Source organism: Mesorhizobium sp. CC13 (assembly GCF_039907765.1).
In the GTDB taxonomy this organism is placed as follows: Bacteria; Pseudomonadota; Alphaproteobacteria; order Rhizobiales; family Rhizobiaceae; genus Aminobacter.
Genome location: NZ_JARDJI010000025.1, coordinates 1 through 23,793 on the forward strand (window position 1 = coordinate 1; position 23,793 = coordinate 23,793).

At 66.9% G+C, this 23,793-nt stretch carries 22 protein-coding genes and 1 pseudogene; 17 read left to right on the top strand and 6 right to left on the bottom strand.

The genetic code is table 11. From position 1 onward, the window contains the following. Positions 1-250 precede the first annotated feature (250 nt). Positions 251-1,009 (bottom strand): glycosyltransferase domain-containing protein, encoded by a 759-nt coding sequence (locus PV773_RS22545; RefSeq protein ID WP_347968523.1) that lies wholly within the window; start codon positions 1,007-1,009, stop codon positions 251-253. Between the two features lie 246 nt (positions 1,010-1,255). On the opposite strand from PV773_RS22545, the gene PV773_RS22550 reads away from it, so the two are divergent. The 6 genes from PV773_RS22550 to PV773_RS22575 all read left to right on the top strand — a co-directional run bounded on the left by PV773_RS22550 (position 1,256) and on the right by PV773_RS22575 (position 7,370). Next, on the top strand, positions 1,256-1,699 hold the full coding sequence (locus tag PV773_RS22550; protein ID WP_347968524.1) for a Fur family transcriptional regulator: 444 nt from the start codon (positions 1,256-1,258) through the stop codon (positions 1,697-1,699). A gap of 126 nt (positions 1,700-1,825) precedes the next feature. Then, positions 1,826-3,244, top strand: a complete 1,419-nt coding sequence (gene gndA / locus PV773_RS22555) for an NADP-dependent phosphogluconate dehydrogenase (protein ID WP_347968525.1) — start codon at positions 1,826-1,828, stop codon at positions 3,242-3,244. Between the two features lie 22 nt (positions 3,245-3,266). Continuing rightward, positions 3,267-4,013 carry a sugar phosphate isomerase/epimerase gene (locus PV773_RS22560; RefSeq protein WP_347968526.1) on the top strand — a complete coding sequence of 249 codons (747 nt, stop codon included), beginning with the start codon at positions 3,267-3,269 and terminating at the stop codon, positions 4,011-4,013. An 11-nt stretch (positions 4,014-4,024) separates the two neighbouring features. Continuing rightward, positions 4,025-5,161, top strand: a complete 1,137-nt coding sequence (locus tag PV773_RS22565) for a Gfo/Idh/MocA family oxidoreductase (RefSeq protein WP_347968527.1) — start codon at positions 4,025-4,027, stop codon at positions 5,159-5,161. Positions 5,162-5,550: 389 nt separating this feature from the next. After that, positions 5,551-6,603: an L-glyceraldehyde 3-phosphate reductase gene (mgrA, locus tag PV773_RS22570; protein WP_347968528.1), complete on the top strand. Its 1,053-nt coding sequence runs from the start codon at positions 5,551-5,553 to the stop codon at positions 6,601-6,603. A gap of 353 nt (positions 6,604-6,956) precedes the next feature. Next, positions 6,957-7,370 carry a Fur family transcriptional regulator gene (locus PV773_RS22575; protein ID WP_347968529.1) on the top strand — a complete coding sequence of 138 codons (414 nt, stop codon included), beginning with the start codon at positions 6,957-6,959 and terminating at the stop codon, positions 7,368-7,370. Positions 7,371-7,560: 190 nt separating this feature from the next. Here the strand turns inward: PV773_RS22575 and polA are convergent, their stop codons facing one another. Both polA and PV773_RS22585 read right to left on the bottom strand, forming a co-directional pair. After that, the gene (gene polA / locus PV773_RS22580; RefSeq protein WP_347968530.1) at positions 7,561-10,563 is read right to left on the bottom strand and encodes a DNA polymerase I; all 3,003 of its coding nucleotides are present in this window, start codon (positions 10,561-10,563) and stop codon (positions 7,561-7,563) included. Between the two features lie 99 nt (positions 10,564-10,662). Next, positions 10,663-11,094: a GNAT family N-acetyltransferase gene (locus PV773_RS22585; RefSeq protein WP_347968531.1), complete on the bottom strand. Its 432-nt coding sequence runs from the start codon at positions 11,092-11,094 to the stop codon at positions 10,663-10,665. 227 nt (positions 11,095-11,321) lie between these two features. Here PV773_RS22585 and PV773_RS22590 point away from each other — a divergent pair. The 9 genes and pseudogenes from PV773_RS22590 to PV773_RS22630 form a co-directional block, all read left to right on the top strand. Then, positions 11,322-11,504 (top strand): annotated as a pseudogene (locus tag PV773_RS22590) (nuclear transport factor 2 family protein); the annotation flags it as partial. A 24-nt stretch (positions 11,505-11,528) separates the two neighbouring features. Continuing rightward, the gene (locus PV773_RS22595) at positions 11,529-11,738 is read left to right on the top strand and encodes a 4-oxalocrotonate tautomerase family protein (protein ID WP_347968532.1); all 210 of its coding nucleotides are present in this window, start codon (positions 11,529-11,531) and stop codon (positions 11,736-11,738) included. Between the two features lie 338 nt (positions 11,739-12,076). Then, positions 12,077-13,465 (top strand): M20/M25/M40 family metallo-hydrolase, encoded by a 1,389-nt coding sequence (locus PV773_RS22600; protein WP_347968533.1) that lies wholly within the window; start codon positions 12,077-12,079, stop codon positions 13,463-13,465. A 78-nt stretch (positions 13,466-13,543) separates the two neighbouring features. Continuing rightward, positions 13,544-14,161 carry a ribonuclease D gene (locus tag PV773_RS22605; protein ID WP_347968534.1) on the top strand — a complete coding sequence of 206 codons (618 nt, stop codon included), beginning with the start codon at positions 13,544-13,546 and terminating at the stop codon, positions 14,159-14,161. Positions 14,162-14,243: 82 nt separating this feature from the next. Then, positions 14,244-14,543 carry a hypothetical protein gene (locus PV773_RS22610; RefSeq protein ID WP_347968535.1) on the top strand — a complete coding sequence of 100 codons (300 nt, stop codon included), beginning with the start codon at positions 14,244-14,246 and terminating at the stop codon, positions 14,541-14,543. A 73-nt stretch (positions 14,544-14,616) separates the two neighbouring features. Beyond that, complete coding sequence (locus PV773_RS22615) at positions 14,617-14,862, top strand: hypothetical protein (protein WP_347968536.1); 246 nt, start codon at positions 14,617-14,619, stop codon at positions 14,860-14,862. A 36-nt stretch (positions 14,863-14,898) separates the two neighbouring features. Beyond that, positions 14,899-15,099: a hypothetical protein gene (locus PV773_RS22620; protein WP_340041672.1), complete on the top strand. Its 201-nt coding sequence runs from the start codon at positions 14,899-14,901 to the stop codon at positions 15,097-15,099. Between the two features lie 219 nt (positions 15,100-15,318). Further along, positions 15,319-15,543 (top strand): hypothetical protein, encoded by a 225-nt coding sequence (locus PV773_RS22625; RefSeq protein ID WP_347968537.1) that lies wholly within the window; start codon positions 15,319-15,321, stop codon positions 15,541-15,543. A gap of 314 nt (positions 15,544-15,857) precedes the next feature. Further along, positions 15,858-18,068 (top strand): transglycosylase domain-containing protein, encoded by a 2,211-nt coding sequence (locus tag PV773_RS22630; protein WP_347968538.1) that lies wholly within the window; start codon positions 15,858-15,860, stop codon positions 18,066-18,068. 6 nt (positions 18,069-18,074) lie between these two features. Here the strand turns inward: PV773_RS22630 and PV773_RS22635 are convergent, their stop codons facing one another. From PV773_RS22635 to PV773_RS22645, 3 genes are all read right to left on the bottom strand, one after another. Then, on the bottom strand, positions 18,075-18,881 hold the full coding sequence (locus PV773_RS22635) for a phytanoyl-CoA dioxygenase family protein (protein ID WP_347968539.1): 807 nt from the start codon (positions 18,879-18,881) through the stop codon (positions 18,075-18,077). Between the two features lie 219 nt (positions 18,882-19,100). Further along, positions 19,101-20,915 (bottom strand): YbaL family putative K(+) efflux transporter, encoded by a 1,815-nt coding sequence (ybaL, locus tag PV773_RS22640; RefSeq protein WP_347968540.1) that lies wholly within the window; start codon positions 20,913-20,915, stop codon positions 19,101-19,103. Positions 20,916-21,107: 192 nt separating this feature from the next. Beyond that, on the bottom strand, positions 21,108-21,560 hold the full coding sequence (locus PV773_RS22645) for a host attachment family protein (RefSeq protein ID WP_347968541.1): 453 nt from the start codon (positions 21,558-21,560) through the stop codon (positions 21,108-21,110). A 459-nt stretch (positions 21,561-22,019) separates the two neighbouring features. On the opposite strand from PV773_RS22645, the gene cysG reads away from it, so the two are divergent. Together cysG and PV773_RS22655 are read left to right on the top strand one after the other, a co-directional pair. Further along, positions 22,020-23,471, top strand: coding sequence for a siroheme synthase CysG (gene cysG / locus PV773_RS22650; RefSeq protein ID WP_347968542.1), 1,452 nt, complete (start codon positions 22,020-22,022; stop codon positions 23,469-23,471). Further along, positions 23,468-23,773: a DUF2849 domain-containing protein gene (locus PV773_RS22655; protein ID WP_347968543.1), complete on the top strand. Its 306-nt coding sequence runs from the start codon at positions 23,468-23,470 to the stop codon at positions 23,771-23,773. Before cysG ends, PV773_RS22655 begins: the two co-directional genes overlap by 4 nt. Positions 23,774-23,793 lie beyond the last annotated feature (20 nt).

The following is a 23,793-nucleotide window of genomic DNA, read 5'->3' on the forward strand; positions in this document are numbered from 1 at the left end:
GACCGTGGGACGGACCTGTGACCGGCCGACCGAGGGACAGACACCGGGCGGGGCGCGCGGTTCGCGCCACGTATCAATCTATCGGACGGCTCGGCCGCGCGCCCCGCCTCCCGAACTTTTCACCACAATGGCCAGACCGGAAACGGGGCGTGGCGAGGGTGAAGCACGCGACGTTTCCCTCCCCCTCGAGGGGAGGGTCGATCCGCCCAGCGGATCGGGGTGGGGTCCCCCGAGGCAGCGCGCCACGCCCCTATCTCCACGCACGGCCCTCGGCGGCGCCTTGGGTGATGTAGTGCTTGCGCGGGTTCATCCCCGAGGCGGCGACATCCGGGTTGAGCCGCAGATAATCCTCGTCGCGGAACGCCCGCGGCAGCCGGTGACCCTTGACCCGCGGCCATTTCAGCAGCTTGTTGCGATAGGGTGTGCCTGCCAGGTGGCCCGTCTGGAAACCGTGCCGGCGGGCGACGAAGGCGAAGGACAACTGGTCGCGATAGGACCACTTCCTGATTTCGGCGTGCCAGTCCTCCATCACCGCGATCACCGAAGGGTCGTTGTGCCGGCGCAGCATCACCGTGCTGGCGACGAGGCCGGCTCCGGCCGGGTGCCCGAGCGAGCGGTAGTGATCCATCTGGGCATTGATGATGTCGGGATCGTCGTACTGCAGGTCGATCACTGTGGCTGCCTCGTCATAGATGCAGTTCCGTTCGGGATGGCGGAAGCACAGCATCGGCGCCGGGCTCGCGTCGAGGAGCGCGAAGAAGCGCTTGGCCGGGACCTTGGGCTTGACGGTGTTGTCCATGTAGACGCTCGACCCATACTCGCCCAGGAAGCGGTGGGGCAGATGCTTGATCATCTTCGAGGTCCGGACTGGACCGAGCTCGGCAGAATCGACATACCTGAATTGCCATCGCCCAGACGTCAGCGAGCGGTCGTCGGTGAAGCAGATGAAGTCGGTCGTGCGGTCCGCCCGGAAATGGCGGTCGGCGAACTGCTCAGAATGACCGAACATGCACGTATAGACGACCCGATGAGGTCGCGCTTGCCGGATGCCCGGCAACCAGCTCAAGAACCGCAGCAACTTGTTCCCCCATCCAACGTCGACGCGACGTATGGCCTTCCCCGACCGGAAGGATGGCGCGGGCGCATCGATTGCGCAAGTCGAAACGGCGGCGGCGAGCCTCGCGCCATCCTTCGCTGGGGATGGATACACGGATAATCTTTTGCAACTGGGTGTCATCTGGCACATAGTCGCGCCATGAAGAAGCATGCCCCTGCCCCCGTTCCGACGAAGCCCGACTACGAGAAAGCGCTGCGAAAGGCCGGTATCCGGGTCACCCGTCCGCGCAAGGTGATCCTGACGATCCTGCGCGAAACAGAGGACCATCCCGACGCGCTCGAGATTTTCCGCCGCGCCGAGCAGGTCGACAAGAGCATCTCGCTGTCGACCGTCTACCGCACCATGAAGCTGCTCGAGGCGATGGGTGCGATCTACCGCCACGCCTTCGAGGGCGGGCCGTCGCGATTCGAGCAGGCCGGCGGCGACCACCACGACCATCTCATCGACATCGATACCGGCGACGTCATCGAATTCCGCTCCGACCGCATCGAGCAGCTGCAGCAGGAGATCGCCCGCCAGCTAGGCTACGACATCGTCCATCACCGGCTCGAGCTCTACGGGCGCCGCCGCCGCTCGGAGTAGGGCGAAAGCACGGCGAGTTGATCGAGGCCCGGCAACCGCGCGCGGCCTCGCGAGTTGACCTCCGCCGGCGGCCGGTCAATCATCCGCGCCCATCCGTTCGCAACATCGAGAGCAGGAAGAGAGACCATGGAAAAGGCCGAAATCGGATTGATCGGGCTGGGCACGATGGGCTCGAACCTGGCGCTGAACATCGCCGAAAAAGGCCACCGCATCGCCGTCTACAACCGCACGCCGGCGCGTACCCAGGCCTTTATCGAAAATGCCGGCGCGCTGCGCGACATGATCGTGCCCTGCGCCTCCGTCGCCGAGCTGGCCGGGGCGATCCGGCCGCCGCGCCCGGTCATCATCATGGTGGTCGCCGGCAATCCGGTCGACGAGCAGATCGCCGCCCTGCGCGGCGTGCTTTCGGCCAACGACATCATCATCGATGCCGGAAACGCCAATTTCCGCGACACCCGCCGCCGCTTCGGCGAGCTCGAAGGCACCGGCCTCACCTTCATCGGCATGGGCGTGTCGGGCGGCGAGGAGGGCGCGCGCCATGGTCCCTCGATCATGGTCGGCGGCACGCAGGACTCCTGGAAGCGCGTCGAGGGCGTGCTCACCGCGATCTCGGCCAAGTACAAGGGCGAGCCCTGCGCCGCCTGGCTCGGGCCGGACGGCGCCGGCCACTTCGTCAAGACCGTCCACAACGGCATCGAATATGCCGACATGCAGATGATCGCCGAGATCTACGGCGTGCTGCGCGACGGCCTCGGCATGGCCCCCAGGGAGATCGCGCCGATCTTCGCCGGCTGGAACAAGGGCCGGCTCGAATCCTACCTGATCGAGATCACCGCAAGCGTGCTTGCCGCCGACGATCCGAAGACCGGCCGTCCTGTGGTCGACATCATCCTCGACCGCGCCGGCCAGAAGGGCACCGGCAAGTGGTCGGTGATCGAGGCCCAGCAGCTCGGCATTCCGGCGACCGCGATCGAGGCGGCCGTGGCGGCACGCGTGCTGTCGTCGATGAAGGGCGAACGGCTGGCGGCGGAAAAGGCCTATAGCGCCAACACGTTAAGGTTCGCGGGCGCCAGGGGCGACCTACTGGGCGACCTCGAACTCGCGCTCTTTGCCGGCAAGATAGCCGCCTATGCGCAGGGCTTCGCCGTCATGGCGGGCGCCTCGAAGGAATTCGGCTGGAACCTGCCGATGCCGACCATCGCCAAGATCTGGCGGGCCGGCTGCATCATCCGCTCGCAGTTTCTCGACACCATCGCCGAGGCCTTCGGCAAGGCCGACCAGCCGACCAACCTGCTCATGGCGCCGGCCTTCGTCGAGATGATGGGCAAGGCGCATCCCTCGCTCCGCCGCGTCGTCGCCCGCGCCGCCGAGGCCGGTCTGCCGGTGCCGGCGCTGTCCTCGGCGCTCGCCTATTTCGACGGCTACCGCCAGGGGCGCGGCACCTCCGATCTCATCCAGGCGCAGCGCGACTTCTTCGGCGCGCACGGCTTCGAGCGCATCGACGCGCCCGGCGCCCACCATGGCCCGTGGGGCGATCAAGGCTAGCAAGCACGGGAGCGGCGGGCGCATGGACTGGTCGTTTCAACTCTACAGCGCCCGCAACTTCCAGCCCTGGGAGGACGTGCTGAAGACGCTCGCCGCTCTCGGCTACAAGCAGGTCGAGGGTTTTGGCGCGGTCTACGACGATCCCGCGGCATTCCGCACTTTGCTCGACGAAAACGGCCTCGCCATGCCGAGCGGTCATTTCGGCATCGACCTGCTCGAAAGCGACTTTGCCCGCGCCGAGAAGATCGCGACGACGCTCGGCATGAAGCTGATCGCGTGCCCCTGGCTGGAGCCGGTCGAGCGCCCGATCGATGCCGACGGCTGGCGCGCCCTCGGCAAGCGCCTCGCGGCCATCGGCGCGAAAGTGCGCGATGCCGGCTTCGATTTCGCCTGGCACAACCACGATTTCGAATTCGCGCCGCTTGCCGACGGTGCCGTGCCACTGCGGCTGATGCTGGAAGCGGCCCCCGCAACCGGCTGGGAGATGGATGTCGCCTGGGTGATCCGCGGCGGCTGCGCCCCGCTGCCCTGGATCGATGAATTCGGCTCGCGCATCGTGGCCGTCCACGTCAAGGACATCGCCCCTCACGGCACCGCGCCTGGCGAGGATGGCTGGTGCGACGTCGGCGACGGCAGCGTCGACTGGGCCGGGCTGCTGACGGCCCTGCGCAACCGCACGCCGGCACGCCATTTCGTCATGGAGCACGACAATCCGGCTGATTTCGAGCGCTTCGCGCGCCGGTCGATCGAGGCGGTGCGGAGGTTCTGAGGGGAGGGGAAATGGCGAGCAGGCTGGGTGTCGGGGTGATTGGCTGCGGCAACATCTCGAAGACCTACTTTCAGCGCGCGCCCGAGTTCAGGGGCATCGAGATGCGCGCCTGCGCCGACATCAACATGGATGCCGCGCGTGCTCGTGCGCAGGAATTCAAGCTGCGCGCCGAGACGGTCGACGACCTGCTCGCGGCCAGGGACATCGACATCGTCGTCAACCTGACGGTGCCGATGGTGCACTACGAGGTGTCGAAGCGGGCGATCGAGGCGGGCAAGCACGTCTATTCGGAAAAGCCGTTCGTGCTGGCGATCGAGGACGGGCTCGACCTCAAGCAGCGGGCCGACAGGAAGGGTGTTCGCATCGGCTCGGCGCCAGACACCTTTCTCGGCGGCTCGCCCCAGCTGGCGCGGCACCTGATCGACACGGGCAAGCTCGGCAGGATCACGTCGGGCACCTGCCACGTGATGAGCCACGGCATGGAGCACTGGCATCCGAATCCGGACTTCTTCTTCCAGCCGGGCGGCGGGCCGATCCTCGACCTCGGACCCTATTACATCGCCAATCTCGTGCAGTTGCTTGGCCCGGTTGCCCGCGTCGCCGCACTGTCGTCGATCCCGGCCAAGGAGCGCACCATTTCGTCGAGGCCGCGCTCGGGCGAAAAGATCCCGGTGACCACGCCGACGACGATCCTGGCGCTGATGGAATTCGCGAGCGGTGCGGTCTTCACCTTCAACGCCAGCTGGGACGTGTGGGACAGTGGCCACGCGCCGATGGAGCTGTATGGCGAAGCCGGTACCATCTACATGCCCGACCCGAACTTCTTCGGCGGCGAGCTTCGCTACACCAGGGGCAGCAAGCCGGCTAAGACGCTGCCGAGATGGGATCACCCCTTCGGCGTGCCCAACGAGAATCATCCGGAAGGCATGATGGCCAATTACCGCACGGCCGGCCTCGCCGACATGGCCCTGGCGATCATGCAGGGCCGGCCGCACCGCTGCTCGCTGGAGCTGGCGAACCACGTCATCGACGTCATGACCGGCATGCTGAAGTCGGGCGAGACGAAGAAGTTCGTCGAGATGCAGACCGCCTGCACGCGGCCCGAGCCGCTGGGGCCGGCCGCGGCGAGGGGGCTGCTGGCCAAGTAGCTGCTGGCAAGTTGTGCCCCCCATTACCCCCACCCCCAGCCCCTCCCCACGAGGGGGAGGGGGACCTGCTCGCCGCCCTTGCCGCCAAAATTGCCGGCGGTTGGCGCATGACGGCCGTGCCACAAAGTCCCCCTCCCCCTTGTGGGGAGGGGTCAGGGGTGGGGGTGTCTTCGCATATTGCTGTCCGTTCAACCCCGTGCTGGTCGGCTGAGCCGAGGTGGGGGAGTGACAGGTGGTAGTGCAACCAAGTATCTAGGCGTGCGAAGCACCATTGCTGGGCACCCCCCACCCCGTTTCGCATGTCGCGTGGGCGCCATGCTTCGCGACTCTCCCCACGAGGGGGAGGGTGAACCGGCGGCGGCGCCACGCCCATTTCAGAAGGACCGAAGATGTCTTACGCGCCCGCCCCGAACCGTTACGAGAACATGGTCTACAACCGCTGCGGCAGGTCGGGGCTGAAGCTGCCGGCGATCTCGCTCGGCCTGTGGCACAATTTCGGCGAGGACACGCCGCACCAGACCAAGCGCGCCATCTGCCGGAAGGCCTTCGACCTCGGCATCACCCATTTCGACCTCGCCAACAATTACGGCCCGCCGCCCGGCTCCGCCGAGACCGCCTTCGGCGAGATCCTGCGCACCGACTTCGCCGGCCTGCGCGACGAGATGATCGTCTCGACCAAGGCAGGCTACGACATGTGGCCCGGGCCCTACGGCGAGTGGGGCAGCCGCAAATATGTGCTGGCGAGCCTCGACCAGAGTCTGAAGCGCATGGGCCTCGACTATGTCGACGTCTTCTATTCGCACCGCTTCGACCCGGACACGCCGCTGGAAGAAACCATGGGTGCGCTCGACCATGCCGTCCGCTCGGGCAAGGCGCTCTATGCCGGCATCTCGTCCTACAACGCCCAGCGCACCCGAGAGGCGGCCGACATCCTGCGCCAGCTCGGCACGCCCTGCCTGATCCACCAGCCCAGCTATTCGATGATCAACCGCTGGGTGGAGGACGACGGCCTGCTCGACGCGCTCGACGGTCTGGGCATCGGCTCGATCGTGTTCTCGCCGCTGGCGCAGGGCATGCTGACCGGCAAGTACCTGCAGGGCGTGCCGGAGGGCAGCCGCGCTTCGCAGGGCAAGTCGCTGCGCCCGGCCTTCCTCAACGACAGGAACCTTGCCAACATCCGTGCACTGAACGCCATCGCCGAGCGGCGTGGCCAGACCCTGGCGCAGATGGCGCTGGCCTGGGTGCTGCGCGGCGGCCGGGTCACCTCGGCACTGATCGGCGCCAGCCGGCCGGAACAGGTCGAGGATTGCGTCGGCGCGCTGAAGAACTTCAGCTTCTCAGCGGCCGAACTGGCCGAGATCGACCAGTATGCCCGCGAGGCGGACATCAACCTCTGGGCCCGATCGTCCGAGCGCGAGGGCCCGGCGCGGCAGAAGAAGTAGTCGTCGGTTTCGTCCTGACCTCAGATGCTACGGCCAAACGGCGGCCAGAATTCTCCCACCCCTTGCCCCTCCCCACAAGGGGGAGGGGATCAATCCGCGCCCTGACGCGGACACATGCCGAAGAGGTTTCGGCCATGTACGGTGCTGGCGTAGCCAAAATCCCCCTCCCCATATGGGGAGGGGGAGCGGTGGGGGTAGGTCGCCAACCAAGCGTGAGGATTGTCCGCAAGGCAGGGCGTGACATTGTCTTTGCTTGCCGGACGCGCTAGCAAAACCTCGAGCCAATCGCCACATCTGGGCGGTGCGATAGCGCGGGAGGCTGGGCCGCTCGCGAGGAAAGGTTAGGCGCAGGAATGGCGGCGCGCGTTACGCTGACGAAGAACCAGCAGAAGGTCCTGGAAAAGCTCGAGGCCGCGAGTGGCCCGCTCAGCGCCTACATGCTGCTCGACCAGCTGCGCGACGACGGCTTCCGCGCGCCGCTGCAAGTCTATCGCGCCCTCGAAGTGCTGGTGAAGGACGGCTTCGTCCACCGCCTCGAAAGCCTCAACGCCTTCGTCGCCTGCTCCGAGCCGCACGACCACGCCCACCACGACCGCAGCATGACGGCGTTCGCCATCTGCGACACCTGCGGCCAGGTCACCGAGATCTCCGACGAACTGATCGGCAAGCGCCTCGACGACTGGGTCGGCTCGACCGGCTTCGTCGCCAAGAAGGCGGTGATCGAGTTCCGCGGCATCTGCGCCAAATGCGCGGCACTCGCCGCCTGATGGGTCTTGTTTTCGTTGGCTTGAATAAGTGTTCAAACTCGCCCATCAAATAAACGCTGCGTTTAATTGATGCGTCGATATGGGGCGTCGACTACAGGAAGCTATCACGAATTCAGGGCAGTTGCCCGCCCTGCCGCAGCGATGTCAGCGCGAAGGCGTCGACGCATCCGACGACGTCGCGAACTCCACCTCAATGCGCCTCGTCCCAGCTGTCGGCGCCATGGGCGTCGACATGCAGCGGCACCGACATCGACACCGCCGGCATTGCGGCATTTTCCATGACGTGGCGGACGACCGGGATCGTCGCCTCGACCTCGCTCTCGACCGTCTCGAAGATCAGCTCGTCGTGCACCTGCAAGAGCATGCGCGCCGAAAGCTTCGCCTCGGCGAGCGCGCCTTCCATGCGGATCATGGCGCGGCGGATGATGTCGGCGGCCGTGCCCTGCAGGCGGGCGTTGATCGAGGCGCGTTCGTTGAAGGCGCGCACCGACGGGTTGGGCGAACGGATTTCGGGATAGTGGATGCGGCGGCCGAAGATGGTCTCGACAAATCCCTTGTCGCGGCATGACGCCTTGGTCTCGTCCATATAGGCGCGGATGCCGGGGAAGCGCTCGAAGTACTTCTTGATGTAGTCGGAGGCTTCCTCGCGCGGGATCGACAGCTGGTTGGCGAGGCCGAAGGCCGAGATGCCGTAGATGATGCCGAAATTGATCGCCTTGGCGCGGCGGCGCACCTCGGACGGCATGCCCTCGACCGGCACCGAGAACATCTCGGAGGCGGTCATCGCATGGATGTCGACGCCGTCGGCGAAGGCCTGCTTGAGCTGGGCGATGTCGGCGACATGGGCGAGCACGCGCAGCTCGATCTGGCTGTAGTCGGCCGAGATCAGCTTGTTGCCCTTGTCGGCGATGAAGGCGGTGCGGATCTTGCGGCCTTCGGCGGTGCGGATCGGGATGTTCTGCAGGTTCGGGTCCGACGACGACAGGCGGCCGGTGGTGGTGGCGGCGAGCGCATAGGAGGTGTGGACGCGCCTGGTCTCGGGGTTGATGTAGCCGGGCAGCGCGTCGGTATAGGTCGACTTGAGCTTGGTCAGCTGGCGCCAGTCGACGATCTTGCGCGGCAGCTCATGGCCCTCGGCGGCGAGGTCTTCGAGCACCTGCGCCGAGGTCGACCACTGGCCGGTCTTGGTCTTGGTGCCGCCGGGCAGGCCCATGCGGCCGAACAGGATGTCGCCGAGCTGCTTGGGCGAGCCGATGTTGAAGCGCTCGCCGGCGAGCGTGTTGATCTCGTCTTCGAGGCGGGCGGCCCCCTGTGCGAGTTCGCCCGACAGCCGCGACAGGATCTGCCGGTCGACCGATATGCCGCGCTGCTCCATGCGCGACAGCACCGGCACCAGCGGCCGCTCCAGCCGCTCGTAGACCGAGACGAGGCCCTTGGCGGCGAGGCGCGGCTTGAGCACGTGCCAGAGGCGCAGCGTCACGTCGGCATCCTCGCTCGCATAGGCGGTGGCCCTGTCGATGTCGACCTGGTCGAAGCCGACGAAGTTCTTGCCCGATCCCGCGATGTCCTTGAACGGGATCGGCGTGTGGCCGAGCCACTTCTCCGACAGGGAATCCATGCCGTGGCCGCCATTGGTGCCGCCGTCGAGCACGTAGGAAATGAGCATCGTGTCGTCGAAGGACTTCACGTCGACGCCGTAGCGGTTCATCACCACGAGGTCGTATTTGAGGTTCTGCGCCACCTTGAGCACCGAGGCGTCCTCGAGCAGCGGCTTGAGGACGGCGATCGCCTCGCGCACCGGGATCTGGTTGTCGACCAGCCCGCCGCCGAGCAGGTCTCCGCGCCCGCTCTTGTGGCCGAGCGGCACATAGGCGGCGCGGCCGGGCGCGGTCGCCAGCGAGAAGCCGACGAGCTCGGCCTGCATCGGGTCGAGCGAGGTGGTCTCGGTGTCGAAGGCGACGACACCGGCCTCGGTCGCCGCGGCGATCCAGGCCTTCAGCGTGGCGACGTCGCGGATCGTGACATAGGTGCCGTGGTCGAACTTCTGCGCCGGCGCGGCCTCGGCGAGCCTCGCGGCGAGGGCCACGGGGGTGTCTTGCCCCTCACCCTTACCCTCTCCCCGTAAGGACGGGGAGAGGGGGGCGCCAGCGTCGCGATTGTCTTCCTTCTCCCCGTCAGAACGGGGAGAAGGTCCGGCAGGGGATGAGGGGCTGCTTGCCGTCGCCCCCGAACCGACATCCGGGCCATGCGCGTCCGCGCCGCGCTCGACCGACACGGAAGCCGTTTCGACCTCGCCGGCATCCGTGCCGGTGGCCTCGGCGACGCGACGGGTCAGCGTGGTGAACTCCATCGCCTTGAGGAAGGAGATCAGCCGCGGGCCGTTCGGCGGCTGCAGCGAGAACGTGTCCAGGCCGTCGGCCACGGCCACGTCGTTCTTGAGTCGCACCAGCTCGCGTGAGATGCGCGCCTTGTCGGCATTGTCGATGATCGACTGCCGGCGCTTGTCCTGCTTGATCTCGGAAGCGCGGGCGAGCAGCGTGTCGAGGTCGCCGAACTGCTCGAGCAACTGTGCGGCCGTCTTCGGGCCGATGCCGGGCACGCCCGGCACGTTGTCGATCGAATCTCCCGTCAGCGACTGCAGGTCGATCATCTTTTCCGGCGGCACGCCCCATTTCTCGATGACTTCGGGGATGTTGATCTGCCGGTCCTTCATCGGGTCGTACATCGACACGGTCGGGCCGACCAGCTGCATCAGGTCCTTGTCGGAGGAGATGATGGTGGTGTCGCCGCCGGCCTCGCGGGCGAGACCGGCATAGGTGGCGATCAGGTCGTCGGCCTCGAAGCCCTCCATCTCGATGCAGGGCAGGTCGAAGGCCCGCGTCGCATGGCGGATCAGCCCGAACTGCGGGATCAGGTCCTCCGGCGGCGCCGAGCGGTTGGCCTTGTATTCGGGATAGAGCTCGTTGCGGAAGGTCTTCGAGGAATAGTCGAAGATGACGGCGAAGTGGGTGGGCGTGACGCCGACGTCGGTGTTGCGCGCGTCCTGCATCAGCTTCCACACCATGTTGCAGAAGCCGAGCACCGCATTGGTGGGCAGCCCGTCGGACTTGCGGGTGAGCGGCGGCAGCGCGTGATAGGCGCGGAAGATGTAGCCGGAGCCGTCGACAAGGAAGAGGTGATCGCCTTTTTTCATGGCGCTACGGGTAGCTTGGCGCAGCCGCCCTGTCCATGGCGAAGGCGGCCCTGCCGCCGACTGCTGACAAGTCGTTGGCCGGTGCTGGGCGGCAGGCACCTAGAGCGGCGCAAATCGCTTGGAAATGGTCTCCGCGCCTTCCCGATAGTCGGTGAAGCCGATGCCCTGGTAGAATGCCTGGCCGACGGTGTTTTCCCTGCGGATTGTCGCGTCGATGAAGCTGACGCCGGCCGTTTTCGCGGCTTCCACCGTGTTGGCGAACAAGGCCCGTCCGGCGCCCTTCTTGTGCACATGTGGATCCACGTAGGTCGCGACAATCCCCCAGCCGGCAGGCAGCCGGTCGCCCGGCCAGTCGGGGTCGGACCATTCGAGTGATTGGAACCCCAATAGCTGCGACCTCTCCAGTGCCACGAAGCAGCTGATTCCGAGTTTCGGTGAGATGAAATAGTCGATGATGCGCTTTTCGTCGAAATGCTCGCGATGCGCCGTCGTCCCTCCGATCTCGATGATCTTGTTCAGGATTCGCGACATCGCGCTTGCGTCTTGCGGCAGGGCGGCTCGGACATGCAGGGGCATGGATTGGTCATTCCACTGTTGGCTTGCCGGATTTGCTGCAAGGTAGGCGGCCCACAGCCGTTCTGCAAAGGGCTGGATTTTTACAACTGACATTGGTCGTCGGCCTGCGGAGGACAGACGTCAGGATCGCCGCACTGTCGGAATGGCTGGCAACCTGCCGCTTGTGATCGTCGCCGGCGAGCCGGTCCGAACCGCGCGCCGACCGCATCGTTTCCATCGAGTTCGCCGGGCCGGTTACTGCCTTTGTGCGGCTCAATTGCGCCATTGGGCCGAAGCTATTCACCGATTTGCTGAGCCTGGTGAAGGTCGATGGCCGCTGGCAGATCGTCTCCAAGGTCTTTCACTTCGACCTGCAGTCGAACTGAGAGCATGGGAAGGGAAGAGCCAGCATGCCGTATGTCAACATCAAGGTCACCCGCGAGAGCGTTACGCGAGAGCAGAAATCGGCCCTGATCAAGGGCGCGACAGGACTTCTCGTGGACATTCTCGGCAAGGACCCGGCAACCACCTTCGTGGTTATTGATGAGGTGGATTTGGAGGACTGGGGCGTCGGCGGAATGCCGGTGCAGCAATACAGGGACACGCTCCGAAAGGGGTAGGGCCGGCGGGGCAGGCCTCACGGATATGTTACAAAAGTGTAATGTTCGTGCCCTTGAAACGCCATGTTCGGAGGAACAAATATGGGGCATCGGCAGTTTTTGCCGAAGTCCGGTCTCAGGCCCGTCCCCCGCCTATCCGGACCCTGCGGCAGCCTCATCCCCCTCTCCGGGCTGCCGCACCGTTTTGAAAGCGCCGCCGTGGTCCCCCTCCACCACGGCGGCTTTTTCATGCGCGCCGCCCGGATGACGCCGCGTCGTCTCCTGGCCCAATCCTGCCGGCTTTGCGTTTCGGGTGCCTGCCGGTAGTTTGCGCCCAGAAGAATCGAAAGGCACCCCGAATGTCTGCACTCGCTCCCGTCCTCGACCGCCTCGACAAGAACCTCGACCAGAGCCTCGAACGCCTGTTCGGCCTGCTCCGGATCAAGTCGATCTCCACAGATCCGGCCTTTGCCGGCGAATGCCGCAAGGCGGCCGAATGGCTGGTCGCCGATCTCAAGACGATCGGGTTCGACGCCAGCGTGCGCGACACGCCCGGCCACCCGATGGTCGTCGCCCATCACGACGGCCCTGCCGGCTCGCCGCATGTGCTGTTCTACGGCCATTACGACGTCCAGCCGGTCGATCCGCTCAACCTCTGGGAGGACGATCCCTTCGATCCGAAGCTCAAGCAGCTCGAGCCGGGCCGCAAGGTCATCACCGGCCGCGGCTCGTCCGACGACAAGGGCCAGCTGATGCTGTTCGTCGAGGCGTGCAGGGCCTGGAAGGAAGTCCACGGCACGCTGCCTTGCGAGATCACGCTGTTGTTCGAGGGCGAGGAGGAGTCCGGCTCGCCGTCGCTCAAGCCCTTCCTCGAAGCCAATGCCGAGGAGCTCAAGGCCGATTTCGCCATGGTCTGCGACACCGGCATGTGGGACCGCGAGACGCCGGCGATCTGCGTCGGCCTGCGCGGCCTCGTCGGCGAGGAAGTGGTGGTCAAAGCGGCCAATCGCGACCTGCATTCGGGCGAATATGGCGGCGCTGCGGCCAACCCGGTGCGCATCCTCGCCAAGGTGCTGGCGGCGATCCATGACGACAGCGGCCGCGTCACCATCCCGGGCTTCTACGACGGCGTCGAGGAAACGCCGTCGCAGATCCTGAAGTCGTGGCAAGCGCTCGGCGAAACCGCCGAGAACTTCCTCGGCGAGGTCGGCCTGTCGATCCCCTCGGGCGAGAAGGACCGTTCGATACTGGAGTTGGTCTGGGCGCGCCCGACCGCGGAGTTCAACGGCATCACCGGCGGCTACACCGGCAAGGGCTTCAAGACGGTGATCGCGGCGCAGGCTTCCGCCAAGGTGTCGTTCCGGCTGGTGCACAAGCAGAACCCCGAGAAGGTCCGCGCCGCGTTCCGCGCATTCGTCGAGGCGCGCATCCCGGCCGATTGCAGCGTCGAGTTCCATGAGCATGGCTCGGGCCCCGCGATCCAGCTCTCCTACGACTCGCCGTTCCTCGCCAAGGCCAAGGACGCCCTGTCGGACGAATGGTCGAAACAGGCGCTGATGATCGCCATGGGCGGGTCGATCCCGATCGTGGGCGACTTCCAGAATTTCCTCGGCATGGAGTCGCTGCTGGTGGGCTTTGCGCTTGCCGACGACCGCATCCACTCGCCCAATGAGAAGTACGACCTGACCTCGTTCCACAAGGGGCAGCGGTCCTGGGCGCGCATTCTCGAGGCGCTGACCCGCAAGTAGGCGCGGGAAACCGAGGTTTCTATTGATTTTTCTTCCGATCGCGGCGACTGAGATGCCAAGCCGCGATCGGAGACCAGAATGACCATCCGCTTCCACAAGAACGACCTGCCCGACCTCAGCAACTACGATGTCGATGCGGTCGCCATCGACACCGAAACCCTGGGGCTCAACCCGCATCGCGACCGGCTCTGCGTCGTGCAGATCTCGCCGGGCGACGGCACCGCCGACGTGATCCAGATCGCGCCTGGGCAGAAGAAGGCGCCGAACCTCACCGCTCTGCTCAGGAACCGCAAGGTGACGAAGCTGTTCCACTACGGCCGCTTCGACATCGCCGTGCTCTACAATGCCTTCGGCGTGATGGCCGAGCCGGTGTTCTGCACCAAGATCGCCTCCCGGCTGACCCGCACCTACACCGACCGCCACGGCCTCAAGGACATCTGCAGCGAACTGCTCGGCGTCAGCCTGTCCAAGCAGCAGCAGTCGTCCGACTGGGCGGCGGAGACGCTGTCGCCCGAGCAACTGGAATATGCCGCCTCCGACGTGCTCTACCTGCACCGCCTGCGCGACGTGCTGGCCGGCCGGCTGGAACGCGACGGGCGCATGAAGGAGGCCGACGCCTGCTTCCGCTTCCTGCCGACGCGCGCCCGGCTCGATCTGATGGGCTGGGGCGAAGAGGACATTTTTGCCCATAGCTGACCTCGCGGCAGGCCGTTGGCAGGGAACGATCGGGCAGGTTTGGTCGTTTGGGGTGCGTTACCTGATGAAAGGATGCACCCGAATGGCCACTACTCGCGAAGAAATCCAGTCCGACCTCGAGGCGCAGGTTTCCCAGCTGACCAGGCAGGTCGCGTCGCTGACCAAGGCGATGTCCAGGCGCAGCGCAAGCGCATTGGCGGAGGGCCGGGAGAGTGCCTCCGAGTTCTATGACGGCTTTTACGACCGCTTCGGCGACGCCCTGCCGGCGATGCGCAGGCAGGCCCGCGCGGCACAGAAGACCGCCCGGGACAACCCGATGACGACGGCACTCGTCGGCGTCGCGGTAATCGGCCTGCTCGCGGCACTTGTGGCCCGCCGATGACTTTCGCCGCCGAATGGCTTTACCGGGCCGCGCGGTCGGCTATCGTTGGCCGCCGAGTTCGAGGGGAACGCCCATGAGTGACAAGAAGCCGATCGCCACCGCACCGAAGGACGGCAGCAAGATCACCGTTTTCTGGACCGACCGCGACGGCCAGGAAAACGAGTCGATCGCGCACTACCGGTCGCTCGCCCGGCTCAAGGCCGGGGGCGGGCAGTGGGACGAAAGCGACGAGGGCTGGTGGGCCTATGTCGACAGCGACACCCAGAAGCGCATCGTGCCGCATTCCTGGCTGCAGCCGGGCGACGACGAAGAGGAATAGGCGTATTGTCGGGGGGCTTCAGCCAGGGAGGAAGCCATGGCCGAGAAACCCGACAAGGATACCCATGAATTCATGGTGACGGCAGTCGAGCCGGCCCGCGACGACAAGCTCGACGGCGTGGCGCTGACGCTGGTCGATGCGCGCGGCGGGCGCGTGCGGCTGCACATGCATGCCGATATCGCCGAGGTGATGCGCGAGCGCATATCGGCCGAACTCAACAAGACCATGGGGCCGTGACGCGGGCCAGAGCCGACCGCCTGCGGCCGGGGACGGCCTGTCTTGGCCGTGGCAACGGCCGCCATGGCACCAACTTCATCGTCGATTTTTCCATGCGTCCCGAGCGCCGATCCGCGGAGCCGCGGGCGGCGCAGAATTTTTTCCGGCTTTTTTGAACCTTTCTCCGACCGGGCGCGACGAAGCCGTGTGGACGGGCAATTCGCCCTTATGGAGAGAGAGATGAGTGCATTCAGCAAGATAGCCCTGGCGGTCGTCACGGCGTCGGTCGTCGCCGCCTGCCAGTCGACCGAGATCAGGCGCTGCGAGTGGAAGCCGAAGGACCCGCGCTACCTGCAGAGCAGCAACTGCTGCGACCGCAGCGATCCGTCGAAGCCCTGCTACAAGAGCAGCGACAAGCCGGACAAGCCCGACAAGCCGGATCGGCCCGACCCGATCCCGCAGTGACCTGCGGACCCGAAGGCCGCCGTCCCGCCGGACGGCGGCCTTTTTCGTGCCGACAATCGCCGTGCCCAGTCAGCTCGGGGTTTTCCGATGAGGGCTAACATCAGGAACGCGGAGCCTCCGGGCAGCGCAGCGAGGTGCGGAGAATGCGCAGCCGCGTCTCGGGCCGGGCAAAGGAGGTGAGCGCGGCGGCAACGGGTTGGCCGTAACCCGTTGATTGTTCGGGGCTTCGGAAGGCGCCTGCTTAACGCCCCCTTAAATCGCCGCATTTAGTCTGCAACCGGAACGCCATTGGCATGGGGGCCGGACACACAGACATGGCGAACCGGAAGGACAGACGCATCGAACCGAGTTTCGATGATCCGCGGGACGACGCGGAGGACGACGTCTTTTCGGTTCGTGACGAGGACCGGGTCGTGCCCAGCCGCCGCAAAGCCCCTGCCAAACGCAGCGCCTCGAAAGCGCGCTCCCCGGGCCGGGGCCGCACCCAGAAGAAGCGCCGCGGCATGTTCGGCATTCTCGGCCGGCTGGTCTACTGGTGCTTCGTGCTGGCCATCTGGGGCGGCATCGCCGCCGCGGGCATAGTCATCTACTACGGCGCCAAGATGCCGAGCGCCACGACCTGGGCGATCCCCGACCGGTCCCCCAACATCAAGATCGTCGGCGTCGACGGCCGCCTGATCGCCAATCGCGGCATGACCGGCGGCGAGGCCGTCGGCCTGTTTGAGATGTCGCCCTATATCCCGCAGGCCGTCATGGCCATCGAGGACCGGCGCTTCTATTCGCATTTCGGGGTCGATCCGATCGGCCTTGCCCGGGCGGTGTCGCAGCGCGTCATCCACGGCCGCTTCACCCAGGGCGGTTCGACCCTGACCCAGCAGCTCGCCAAGAACCTGTTCCTGACGCCGGACCGCACCCTGGAGCGCAAGGTCCAGGAGGTGCTCCTGGCGCTGTGGCTGGAGCAGAAATACACCAAGGACCAGATCCTCGAAATGTATCTGAACCGGGTCTATTTCGGCTCCGGGTCCTATGGCGTAGAGGCGGCTTCGCGCCGCTATTTCGGCAAGTCCGCGCGTGACGTCAGCCTTGCCGAGGCAGCACTTCTCGCCGGCCTGCTCAAGGCGCCGTCGCGGCTTTCGCCGGCCCGCGACCCCAAGGCCGCCGACGCCCGGGCGCAGCTGGTGCTGGCGGCGATGCGCGAGCAGGGCATGATCGAGGAGAAGGAGCTGGCGACCGCCATGAGCGCGCCGGCGAGCCGCGTCGCGTCCTTCTGGACCGGCTCGGAAAACTACGTCGCCGACCGCGTCATGGAGGAGCTACCCGGCCTGATCGGCGAGGTGCGCTCCGACATCATCGTCGACACCACCGTCGACATGACGCTGCAGGAGCTGGCCGAAAAGTCGATCCGCCGCCTGATCGACGAGAACGGCGAGAAGCTGAACGTCAGCCAGGGCGCCCTGGTGTCGATCGACAATTCGGGCGCGGTGCGCGCCATGGTCGGCGGCTACGACTACTCCACCAGCCAGTTCGACCGCGCCTCCGAGGCGCGCCGCCAGCCCGGCTCGGCGTTCAAGCCCTTCGTCTATCTGGCCGCCGTGGAGCAGGGGCGCTCGCCCGACAGCGTCCGCAACGACGCGCCGATCCAGATCGGCAAGTGGACGCCGGAGAACTACAACGGCAAGTATTACGGGCGTGTAACGCTGAGGACCGCGCTGGCGAAGTCGCTGAACTCGGTGGCCGCCCAGCTTGCCATGGAGGTCGGGCCCGCGGCCGTGGTCGAGGCTGCCCAGCGCATGGGCATCGAGTCCGAGCTGCAGCCCAATGTCAGCATCTCGCTGGGCACCTCCGAAGTGACGCCGCTGGAACTGACCGCCGCCTACGTGCCCTTCGCCAATGGCGGCTACCGGCCGGAGGTCCACATCATCAAGCGCATCACCGCGGCCGACGGCAGCGTCCTCTACGAGAACACCGCCGGCGGGGGCCCGCGGGTGATCAGCGCCGAGGTCGTCGGCATGATGAACGCGATGATGACGGGCGCGGTGGAGGAGGGCACGGCCAAGAAGGCCGCCTTCGCCTGGCCGGCTGCCGGCAAGACCGGCACCAGCCAGAATTCGCGCGACGCCTGGTTCGTCGGCTACACCGCGAACCTCACCACCGGTGTCTGGTTCGGCAACGACGACGGCAAGCCGATGAAGCGGGTGACCGGCGGCGCGCTGCCGGCACTTGCCTGGCACGAGTTCATGGTGGCCGCCCACGAAGGCGTGCCGGTGGCACCGCTGCCGGGTTCGTGGACGCCGCAGCAGGCCGCCCCCGAGGTCGCCGCCGACGACCAGCCGGCCCTCGACGAGAACTCCTTCCCGCCCGCGCCCGAACAGCCCGGCGAGCGGCAGCCGGTGCAGCCGGTTGGTGGCGCGCCGCAGGAGCAGCCCGCGACCGCATCGATCCGCCGGCCGGTGCCGCCTGCCGATGTCGGCGGCCAGCCGCAGCGGCGCGAGACTTCCATCCTCAACATCCTGCTCGGCAACTGACGCCGGCTAGCGGCCCAGTCCTCTCAGTATCGCGCGCTCGACCGGCGAATGGTCGCCGTCGTCGCGGCCGAGCGACAGCGGCACCCTTGGCAGCAGCGGCGGCTGCGCCATGAAGCGCGGCCTCGCGCCGCGATGCGGCTGGGCCGCATGCACCAGGAAGGGGTGGCAGAGATAGACCGTGCCGGCCTGGCCTGTCGCAAGCGCGACGGGCCGGTGCTCGCTCTCGGCAAAGCCGGTGGCGGCCAATTCCCGGAGCGACAGCCCGGTTTCTCCCGAGGGTGCCAGACGTTTGGCGATGTCGAGATGCGAGCCGATGCGGATGCGCGTCGGGGCATCGTCCTCGCCGACGTCGGAGAACAGGAACAGCATCAGGAGCGCACGTCCCCGCGAATGCAGGTTGGCGCGCCATGACATGAAGTCGCCGGCGTCTCCGTCCGGGCCGGCGAAGCTGGCGTCGATATGCCAGCCGGCGTCTCCCGGATCGTCGGGGGAGGGGAAACGTACGGGGAAGGAGCCGAGGCTGCCGCGCGGCAGCCAGCGCCCCGCGCCGACAAGGCGGTCGAACGCCTCGTGCAGCACCGGCGTGTTGGCGGCGAGCCGGAAAGGTTCCTGCGCATAGTCCCAGAGCCGGATCACCGGCCTGGTCCAGGTGGCGGGGTCCTCCGGGTCGCAGCCGGTGTCGCGCCAGAGGATGGCCCTGGCTTCGTCGGCCAACCGGTGCGGGAAGGCATTGTCGATGCGGACGAAGCCGTCGGCGATGAACTGTTCGATCTGCGCGTCGTCGAGCGCGCTGGCAAGACTGCTGTCGGGCATGTGAACTCTCTTGTCTCGGCCGGCCAAAGGCGGCGCGCAGGCGGCGCGGCAAGGCCGGCATCCAATCCTGGACACGGGAAGTGTCCGGCTTCCGGACCCCGGGGGCTAGCGGAAACGGATCGTCGAGACGTCGAGCGTGAACATCATCATGGCGGCGCCATTCTGCCTGAAGGCACCGCCAATGCAAGCGCCCGCAGGCGCGCCTGCGAGGCGGCGGGGTCAGGCCGCCGAAGGCGTATCCGGCTTCGGATCCTCTTCAGGGCCCGCGGTCCTCGTCGTGCCGCCCATCACCTCATCGACGATGCCGCGGGCGATCTCGCGCTCGCCCATGATCACCTTGTCGGCGCCGAGCCCGGCGAGATGGTCGACCTCGGCGTCCGAATGGGCGCGGGCGATGATCGTCATCTCCGGATTGGCCGCCTTGGCCTTGAGGATGATCTGCCCGGCCTCGAAGGCGTTGGGGATGGCGAGGATCAACTGTCGGGCGCCGGCCGCGTTGGCGGCGCCGAACACCTCGCCCTTGACTGCGTTGCCCGCCACCGTCTCCACGCCTTCGGCCATCAGCCTGGCGATGGTCTTGTCGGAATCCTCGATCACCAGGAAGGGCCGGCCCGCCTCCTTCAGCGACTGGCCGACCAGCGAGCCGACGCGGCCGTAGCCGATCAGGATGGTGTGGCCGCTGAGCCGGGTCGGCGGCGGCGCGTCCTCGTCGTCGGGCTTGGCCGGCGCGGCCGCTACGGTGGCGACCTCGCCGGGTTCGGTCGCCGGCCCGATCGGCACCGCCTCGGCGGCCTCCGGCTGCTTGCCCGAGCGCTTCTCGAGCCAGGGCTTCAGCCGCGCGGCACCGGCGAAGGCCAGCGGGTTGAGCACGATCGACAGGATGGCGCCGGCGAGGATCAGGTCGCGGCCCTGTTCGGGCAGCAGGTCGAGGCTGACGCCGAGCCCGGCGAGCATGAAGGAGAACTCGCCGATCTGGGCGAGGCTGGCCGAGATGATCAGCGCGGTCGCCACCGGATAGCCGAAGGCGACGACGATCAGGAAGGCCGCCACCGACTTGCCGATCAGGATGATGAACAGCGTCGCCAGGATCGGCCAGGTGTTGCTGAGCAGGCTGGCGGGGTCGAACAGCATGCCGACCGAGACGAAGAACAGCACCGAGAAGGCATCGCGCAGCGGCAGCGTCTCCTCCGCAGCCTGGTGGCTGAGTTCGGATTCGCTCATCACCATGCCGGCGAAGAAGGCGCCGAGCGCCAGCGACACGCCGAACAGCTGGGCCGCGCCGAAGGCGACGCCGAGCGCGATGGCGAGCACCGCCAGCCGGAACAGCTCGCGCGAACCGGTATGGGCGACGTAGTGCAGCACCCAGGGGATGACCCGCCGGCCGACCACCAGCATGACGACGACGAAGGCGGCGACCTTGCCGAGCGTGATGCCGAGCACGCCCCAGACGCCCAGGTCGAAACGCAAGGACAGGATGTCGGGCGCCTGTGCCGCCTGCTGCTCGCCGCCGAGCACGCCGGCGAGCGCCGGCAACAGCACCAGCGCCAGCACCATGGCGAGATCCTCGACGATCAGCCAGCCGACGGCGATGCGGCCGCGTTCGGTCTCGATCATGCGCCGCTCCTGCAGCGCGCGCAGGAGCACGACGGTGGAGGCGACCGACAGCGCCAGGCCGAAGACGAGGCCGGCACCCATCGACCAGCCGAGCATCCAGGCGAGGCCGGCGCCGAGCGCGGTCGCGAAGCCGATCTGGACGACGGCCCCCGGCACGGCGATGGCGCGCACCGACAGAAGGTCTTTCAGCGAGAAGTGCAGGCCGACGCCGAACATCAGCAGGATGACGCCGATCTCGGCCAGTTCCAGCGCCAGCTTCTGGTCGGCGACGAAGCCGGGCGTGTTCGGCCCGACCAGCATGCCGGCGATCAGATAGCCGACCAGCGGCGGTATGCGGAAGCGGTTGGCGATGGCGCCGAGGATGAATGCCAGCCCCAGACCGGCGACGATGGTTGCGATGAGGGGCATTTCATGCGGCATTGTCCGGGCGGCACCTTTCGTGAATTGCGATGTCGTGGGGTGCGGCGGTGAAATCCGCTGCAAATCCAATATGGTGGACGCAAGCAGCCATGCGCAACCCTTGCCGGGCAAGAAACTTGGCCAAAGGCAAAAAAAGCGCCGGCGATATGCTGCCGGCGCTGCCTCCTCGTTGCTTGGATCTATTGCCGCCGATCAGGCCGACAGCAGCATGGATTCGATATCGGGAACGCTGTGATTGGTGAGCGTCTTGGGAAGTTCGGCGCAGACACGCTCGTCGACTTCCTTATGCAGCTTCTTGCGCAATTCTCCGAGCACCAGCGGCGGCGCGATCAGGATGATCTGCCGGAACGCGTCGGCGTGGGCGAATTTGTAGAGCCGCTCGGCGATCTCGTCGGCGAAACGATGCTTGGCGATCCTGTGCCAGTCGGTGTCGTCGACGGCGCTGTTGTGCGCCGAGAAGCCACCATCGCTGTAGCGCCCGGGCCGATCGCTGCCCTGTTCGCGGGTGGGCGGGTTTTCCTGTTCCATCTCACGCACGACCTCAAGGCTCGGATACTTGGCATCCCCTTGATTCTTCAGGAACAACGCCTTTTCGCCATCCGCCACCAGCACCCAGATTCCGTGCTTGAGGACAATGTTGGCCATGATGCGCTCCTTTCTGACGCCCGTCGGGCTTCGTTCGCGTGCAATGCACCTCGGGAACGCGGTTCGGCAGCGGTTGTTCCACGCCGTCTTCGGCGCAAGCTGCGCATTTCAGGTAATTCTACCAAATTAGTAGATATTGGAAAAAGGACCTCCGCGCAGGGAGCGCGCGCCGATGGATTGACGATCCGGCCCGTGTCTGCGCCGATCGCGCCGGGAAGCGGCATCCGCGGAGAAAAACCGCCGAATCCTAGGTCTTTCGGCAGGTGCCGAACCGGTCGGCCCGGTGAGGTCCGGGCAAACACGAAAAAGCGGCCGGCGCCCGAGCTGCGGAATAATTTTCTCCTGCTTCATGTGGCGAGGCAAAAGCGATTGCCTCCCATCTTCGGGCGCGCGAGTGGGTTTCTTCTACGCTTCGGTGCCGGCGGCTAGAAATGGCAGGTCTTCTGGAACCCTTGCGCCATGCCGACTGCCGACGCCAAGCTCAACGCCTTCCCGATCTTTCTCAAGGTCGAGGGCAGGGCCGTGGCCATCGTCGGCGGCGGCGACGAGGCACTGGCCAAGGCGCGCCTGCTCGCCCAGTCGAGCGCCGAGATCCGCATCATCGCCGATAACGTCGAGCCGCAGCTGCGCGACTGGATCGCCGCCAACGGCGCGGTGCGCATCCACTCGGCCTATGATGCCTCGCTGGTCGAGGGCGCGGTGATGGTCTTCGCAGCGACGGGCGACGAGGCGCTCGACCGCCGCGTCTCCGACGACGCCCGCCGCCTCGGCATCGCCGTCAACGCCGTCGACCGGCCCGAACTCTGCGACTTCTTCACCCCGGCGCTGGTCAACCGCGCACCGGTCGCCGTTGCCGTCGGCACGGAAGGAGCAGGCCCCGTGCTCGCCCAGATGATCCGCGCCCGCATCGACCGCATGCTGTCGCCGCAGCTCGGCGCGCTGGCCGTGCTGGCCGCCGGCTTCCGCGACGCCGTCGAGCGGCTGCTGCCCAGGGGCAATGTCCGCCGCGCCTTCTGGCGCGAATTCTTCGAAGGCGCTCCGGCCCGCGCGCTCGACAACGGCCAGCCGGCCGAGGCCAGGCAGGCCGCTGCCGCCCTTCTGATGCAGGATGGCGCATCGCAGGGGCATGTGGCGCTGGTCGGCGCCGGCCCCGGCGCCGAAGACCTGCTGACGCTCAGGGCCCATCGCCTGATGATGCAGGCCGACGTCATCGTCCACGACGCACTGGTGCCCGAGGCCATCATCGCCATGGGCCGCCGCGATGCCGAGCGCCTGCCGGTCGGCAAGCGCAAGGGCTGCCATTCCAAGACGCAAGCCGAGATCAACCACCTGCTGGTGGAGCTGGCGCAAGCCGGCAAGCGCGTGGTGCGGCTCAAGTCGGGCGACCCGCTGGTGTTCGGCCGCGCCGGCGAGGAGATGCAGGCGATGCGCGACGCCGGCGTGTCCTACGAGATCGTTTCCGGCGTCACCTCGGCCTTCGCCGCCGCCGCCGATTTCGAGCTGCCGCTGACGCTGCGCGGGGTGACCTCGTCGATGGTCTTCACCACCGGCCACGACCTCAAGGGCGGCTCGCTGCCCGACTGGGCCAGGCTCGCCATCTCGGGCGCGACGGTGGCCGTGTACATGGGCCGCTCGGTTGCCGCCGACGTCGCCGGCCGCCTGATCGAGGCCGGGCTCTCGCCGGACACGGCGGTCGCCGTCGTCGAGAACGCCAGCCTCGATACGCGCCGCCGCTTCCACGGCACGCTCGCCGACCTGCCGTCGCTCGAAGGCCGCAGCGACCTCGACGGTCCGGTCATGACCATCATCGGCGACGCGGTTGCCGGCGCCAATTTCGAACGTTCCGAGCCGCTTTCGGCACACAGGTACGAGACGGCGGCCATCGCCGCCATGGAAGGACAAGGGGCATGAAGATCCTGACTGCCAACCGGCTCACCGACGGCGAGGCCGTGTGGTTCGCAGCCGACGGAACCTGGGGCGAGACCATCGCCGGCGCCGAAATCGTCTCCGACAAGGATGGCGAGGCCAGGCTCGAGGCGACCGGCAAGGCCGCCTATGACAACAACGAGGTGGTCGACGTGAACCTGATCGACGTAACCGTCGTCGCCGGCGCCATCCAGCCGCTGCGCCTGCGCGAGGTGATCCGCGCCGCCGGCCCCACCAACCGCCTCGACCTCGGCAAGCAGGCCCGGCCTGCCGCCGACGCCGCCTGAAGATTGACCGGAAGAAAGCC

Excerpts from the sequence above, each read along its gene's own strand:
- ybaL (WP_347968540.1), bottom strand. The coding sequence starts at position 20,915 with ATGCCGCATGAAATGCCCCTCATCGCAACCATCGTCGCCGGTCTGGGG.
- gndA (WP_347968525.1), top strand. The coding sequence starts at position 1,826 with ATGGAAAAGGCCGAAATCGGATTGATCGGGCTGGGCACGATGGGCTCG.
- PV773_RS22595 (WP_347968532.1), top strand. The coding sequence starts at position 11,529 with ATGCCGTATGTCAACATCAAGGTCACCCGCGAGAGCGTTACGCGAGAG.
- PV773_RS22645 (WP_347968541.1), bottom strand. The coding sequence starts at position 21,560 with ATGGCCAACATTGTCCTCAAGCACGGAATCTGGGTGCTGGTGGCGGAT.
- PV773_RS22610 (WP_347968535.1), top strand. The coding sequence starts at position 14,244 with ATGGCCACTACTCGCGAAGAAATCCAGTCCGACCTCGAGGCGCAGGTT.
- polA (WP_347968530.1), bottom strand. The coding sequence starts at position 10,563 with ATGAAAAAAGGCGATCACCTCTTCCTTGTCGACGGCTCCGGCTACATC.
- cysG (WP_347968542.1), top strand. The coding sequence starts at position 22,020 with ATGCCGACTGCCGACGCCAAGCTCAACGCCTTCCCGATCTTTCTCAAG.
- mgrA (WP_347968528.1), top strand. The coding sequence starts at position 5,551 with ATGTCTTACGCGCCCGCCCCGAACCGTTACGAGAACATGGTCTACAAC.
- PV773_RS22615 (WP_347968536.1), top strand. The coding sequence starts at position 14,617 with ATGAGTGACAAGAAGCCGATCGCCACCGCACCGAAGGACGGCAGCAAG.
- PV773_RS22620 (WP_340041672.1), top strand. The coding sequence starts at position 14,899 with ATGGCCGAGAAACCCGACAAGGATACCCATGAATTCATGGTGACGGCA.
- PV773_RS22605 (WP_347968534.1), top strand. The coding sequence starts at position 13,544 with ATGACCATCCGCTTCCACAAGAACGACCTGCCCGACCTCAGCAACTAC.
- PV773_RS22575 (WP_347968529.1), top strand. The coding sequence starts at position 6,957 with ATGGCGGCGCGCGTTACGCTGACGAAGAACCAGCAGAAGGTCCTGGAA.
- PV773_RS22550 (WP_347968524.1), top strand. The coding sequence starts at position 1,256 with ATGAAGAAGCATGCCCCTGCCCCCGTTCCGACGAAGCCCGACTACGAG.
- PV773_RS22635 (WP_347968539.1), bottom strand. The coding sequence starts at position 18,881 with ATGCCCGACAGCAGTCTTGCCAGCGCGCTCGACGACGCGCAGATCGAA.
- PV773_RS22625 (WP_347968537.1), top strand. The coding sequence starts at position 15,319 with ATGAGTGCATTCAGCAAGATAGCCCTGGCGGTCGTCACGGCGTCGGTC.
- PV773_RS22565 (WP_347968527.1), top strand. The coding sequence starts at position 4,025 with ATGGCGAGCAGGCTGGGTGTCGGGGTGATTGGCTGCGGCAACATCTCG.
- PV773_RS22585 (WP_347968531.1), bottom strand. The coding sequence starts at position 11,094 with ATGTCGCGAATCCTGAACAAGATCATCGAGATCGGAGGGACGACGGCG.
- PV773_RS22560 (WP_347968526.1), top strand. The coding sequence starts at position 3,267 with ATGGACTGGTCGTTTCAACTCTACAGCGCCCGCAACTTCCAGCCCTGG.
- PV773_RS22545 (WP_347968523.1), bottom strand. The coding sequence starts at position 1,009 with ATGTTCGGTCATTCTGAGCAGTTCGCCGACCGCCATTTCCGGGCGGAC.
- PV773_RS22630 (WP_347968538.1), top strand. The coding sequence starts at position 15,858 with ATGGCGAACCGGAAGGACAGACGCATCGAACCGAGTTTCGATGATCCG.
- PV773_RS22600 (WP_347968533.1), top strand. The coding sequence starts at position 12,077 with ATGTCTGCACTCGCTCCCGTCCTCGACCGCCTCGACAAGAACCTCGAC.
- PV773_RS22655 (WP_347968543.1), top strand. The coding sequence starts at position 23,468 with ATGAAGATCCTGACTGCCAACCGGCTCACCGACGGCGAGGCCGTGTGG.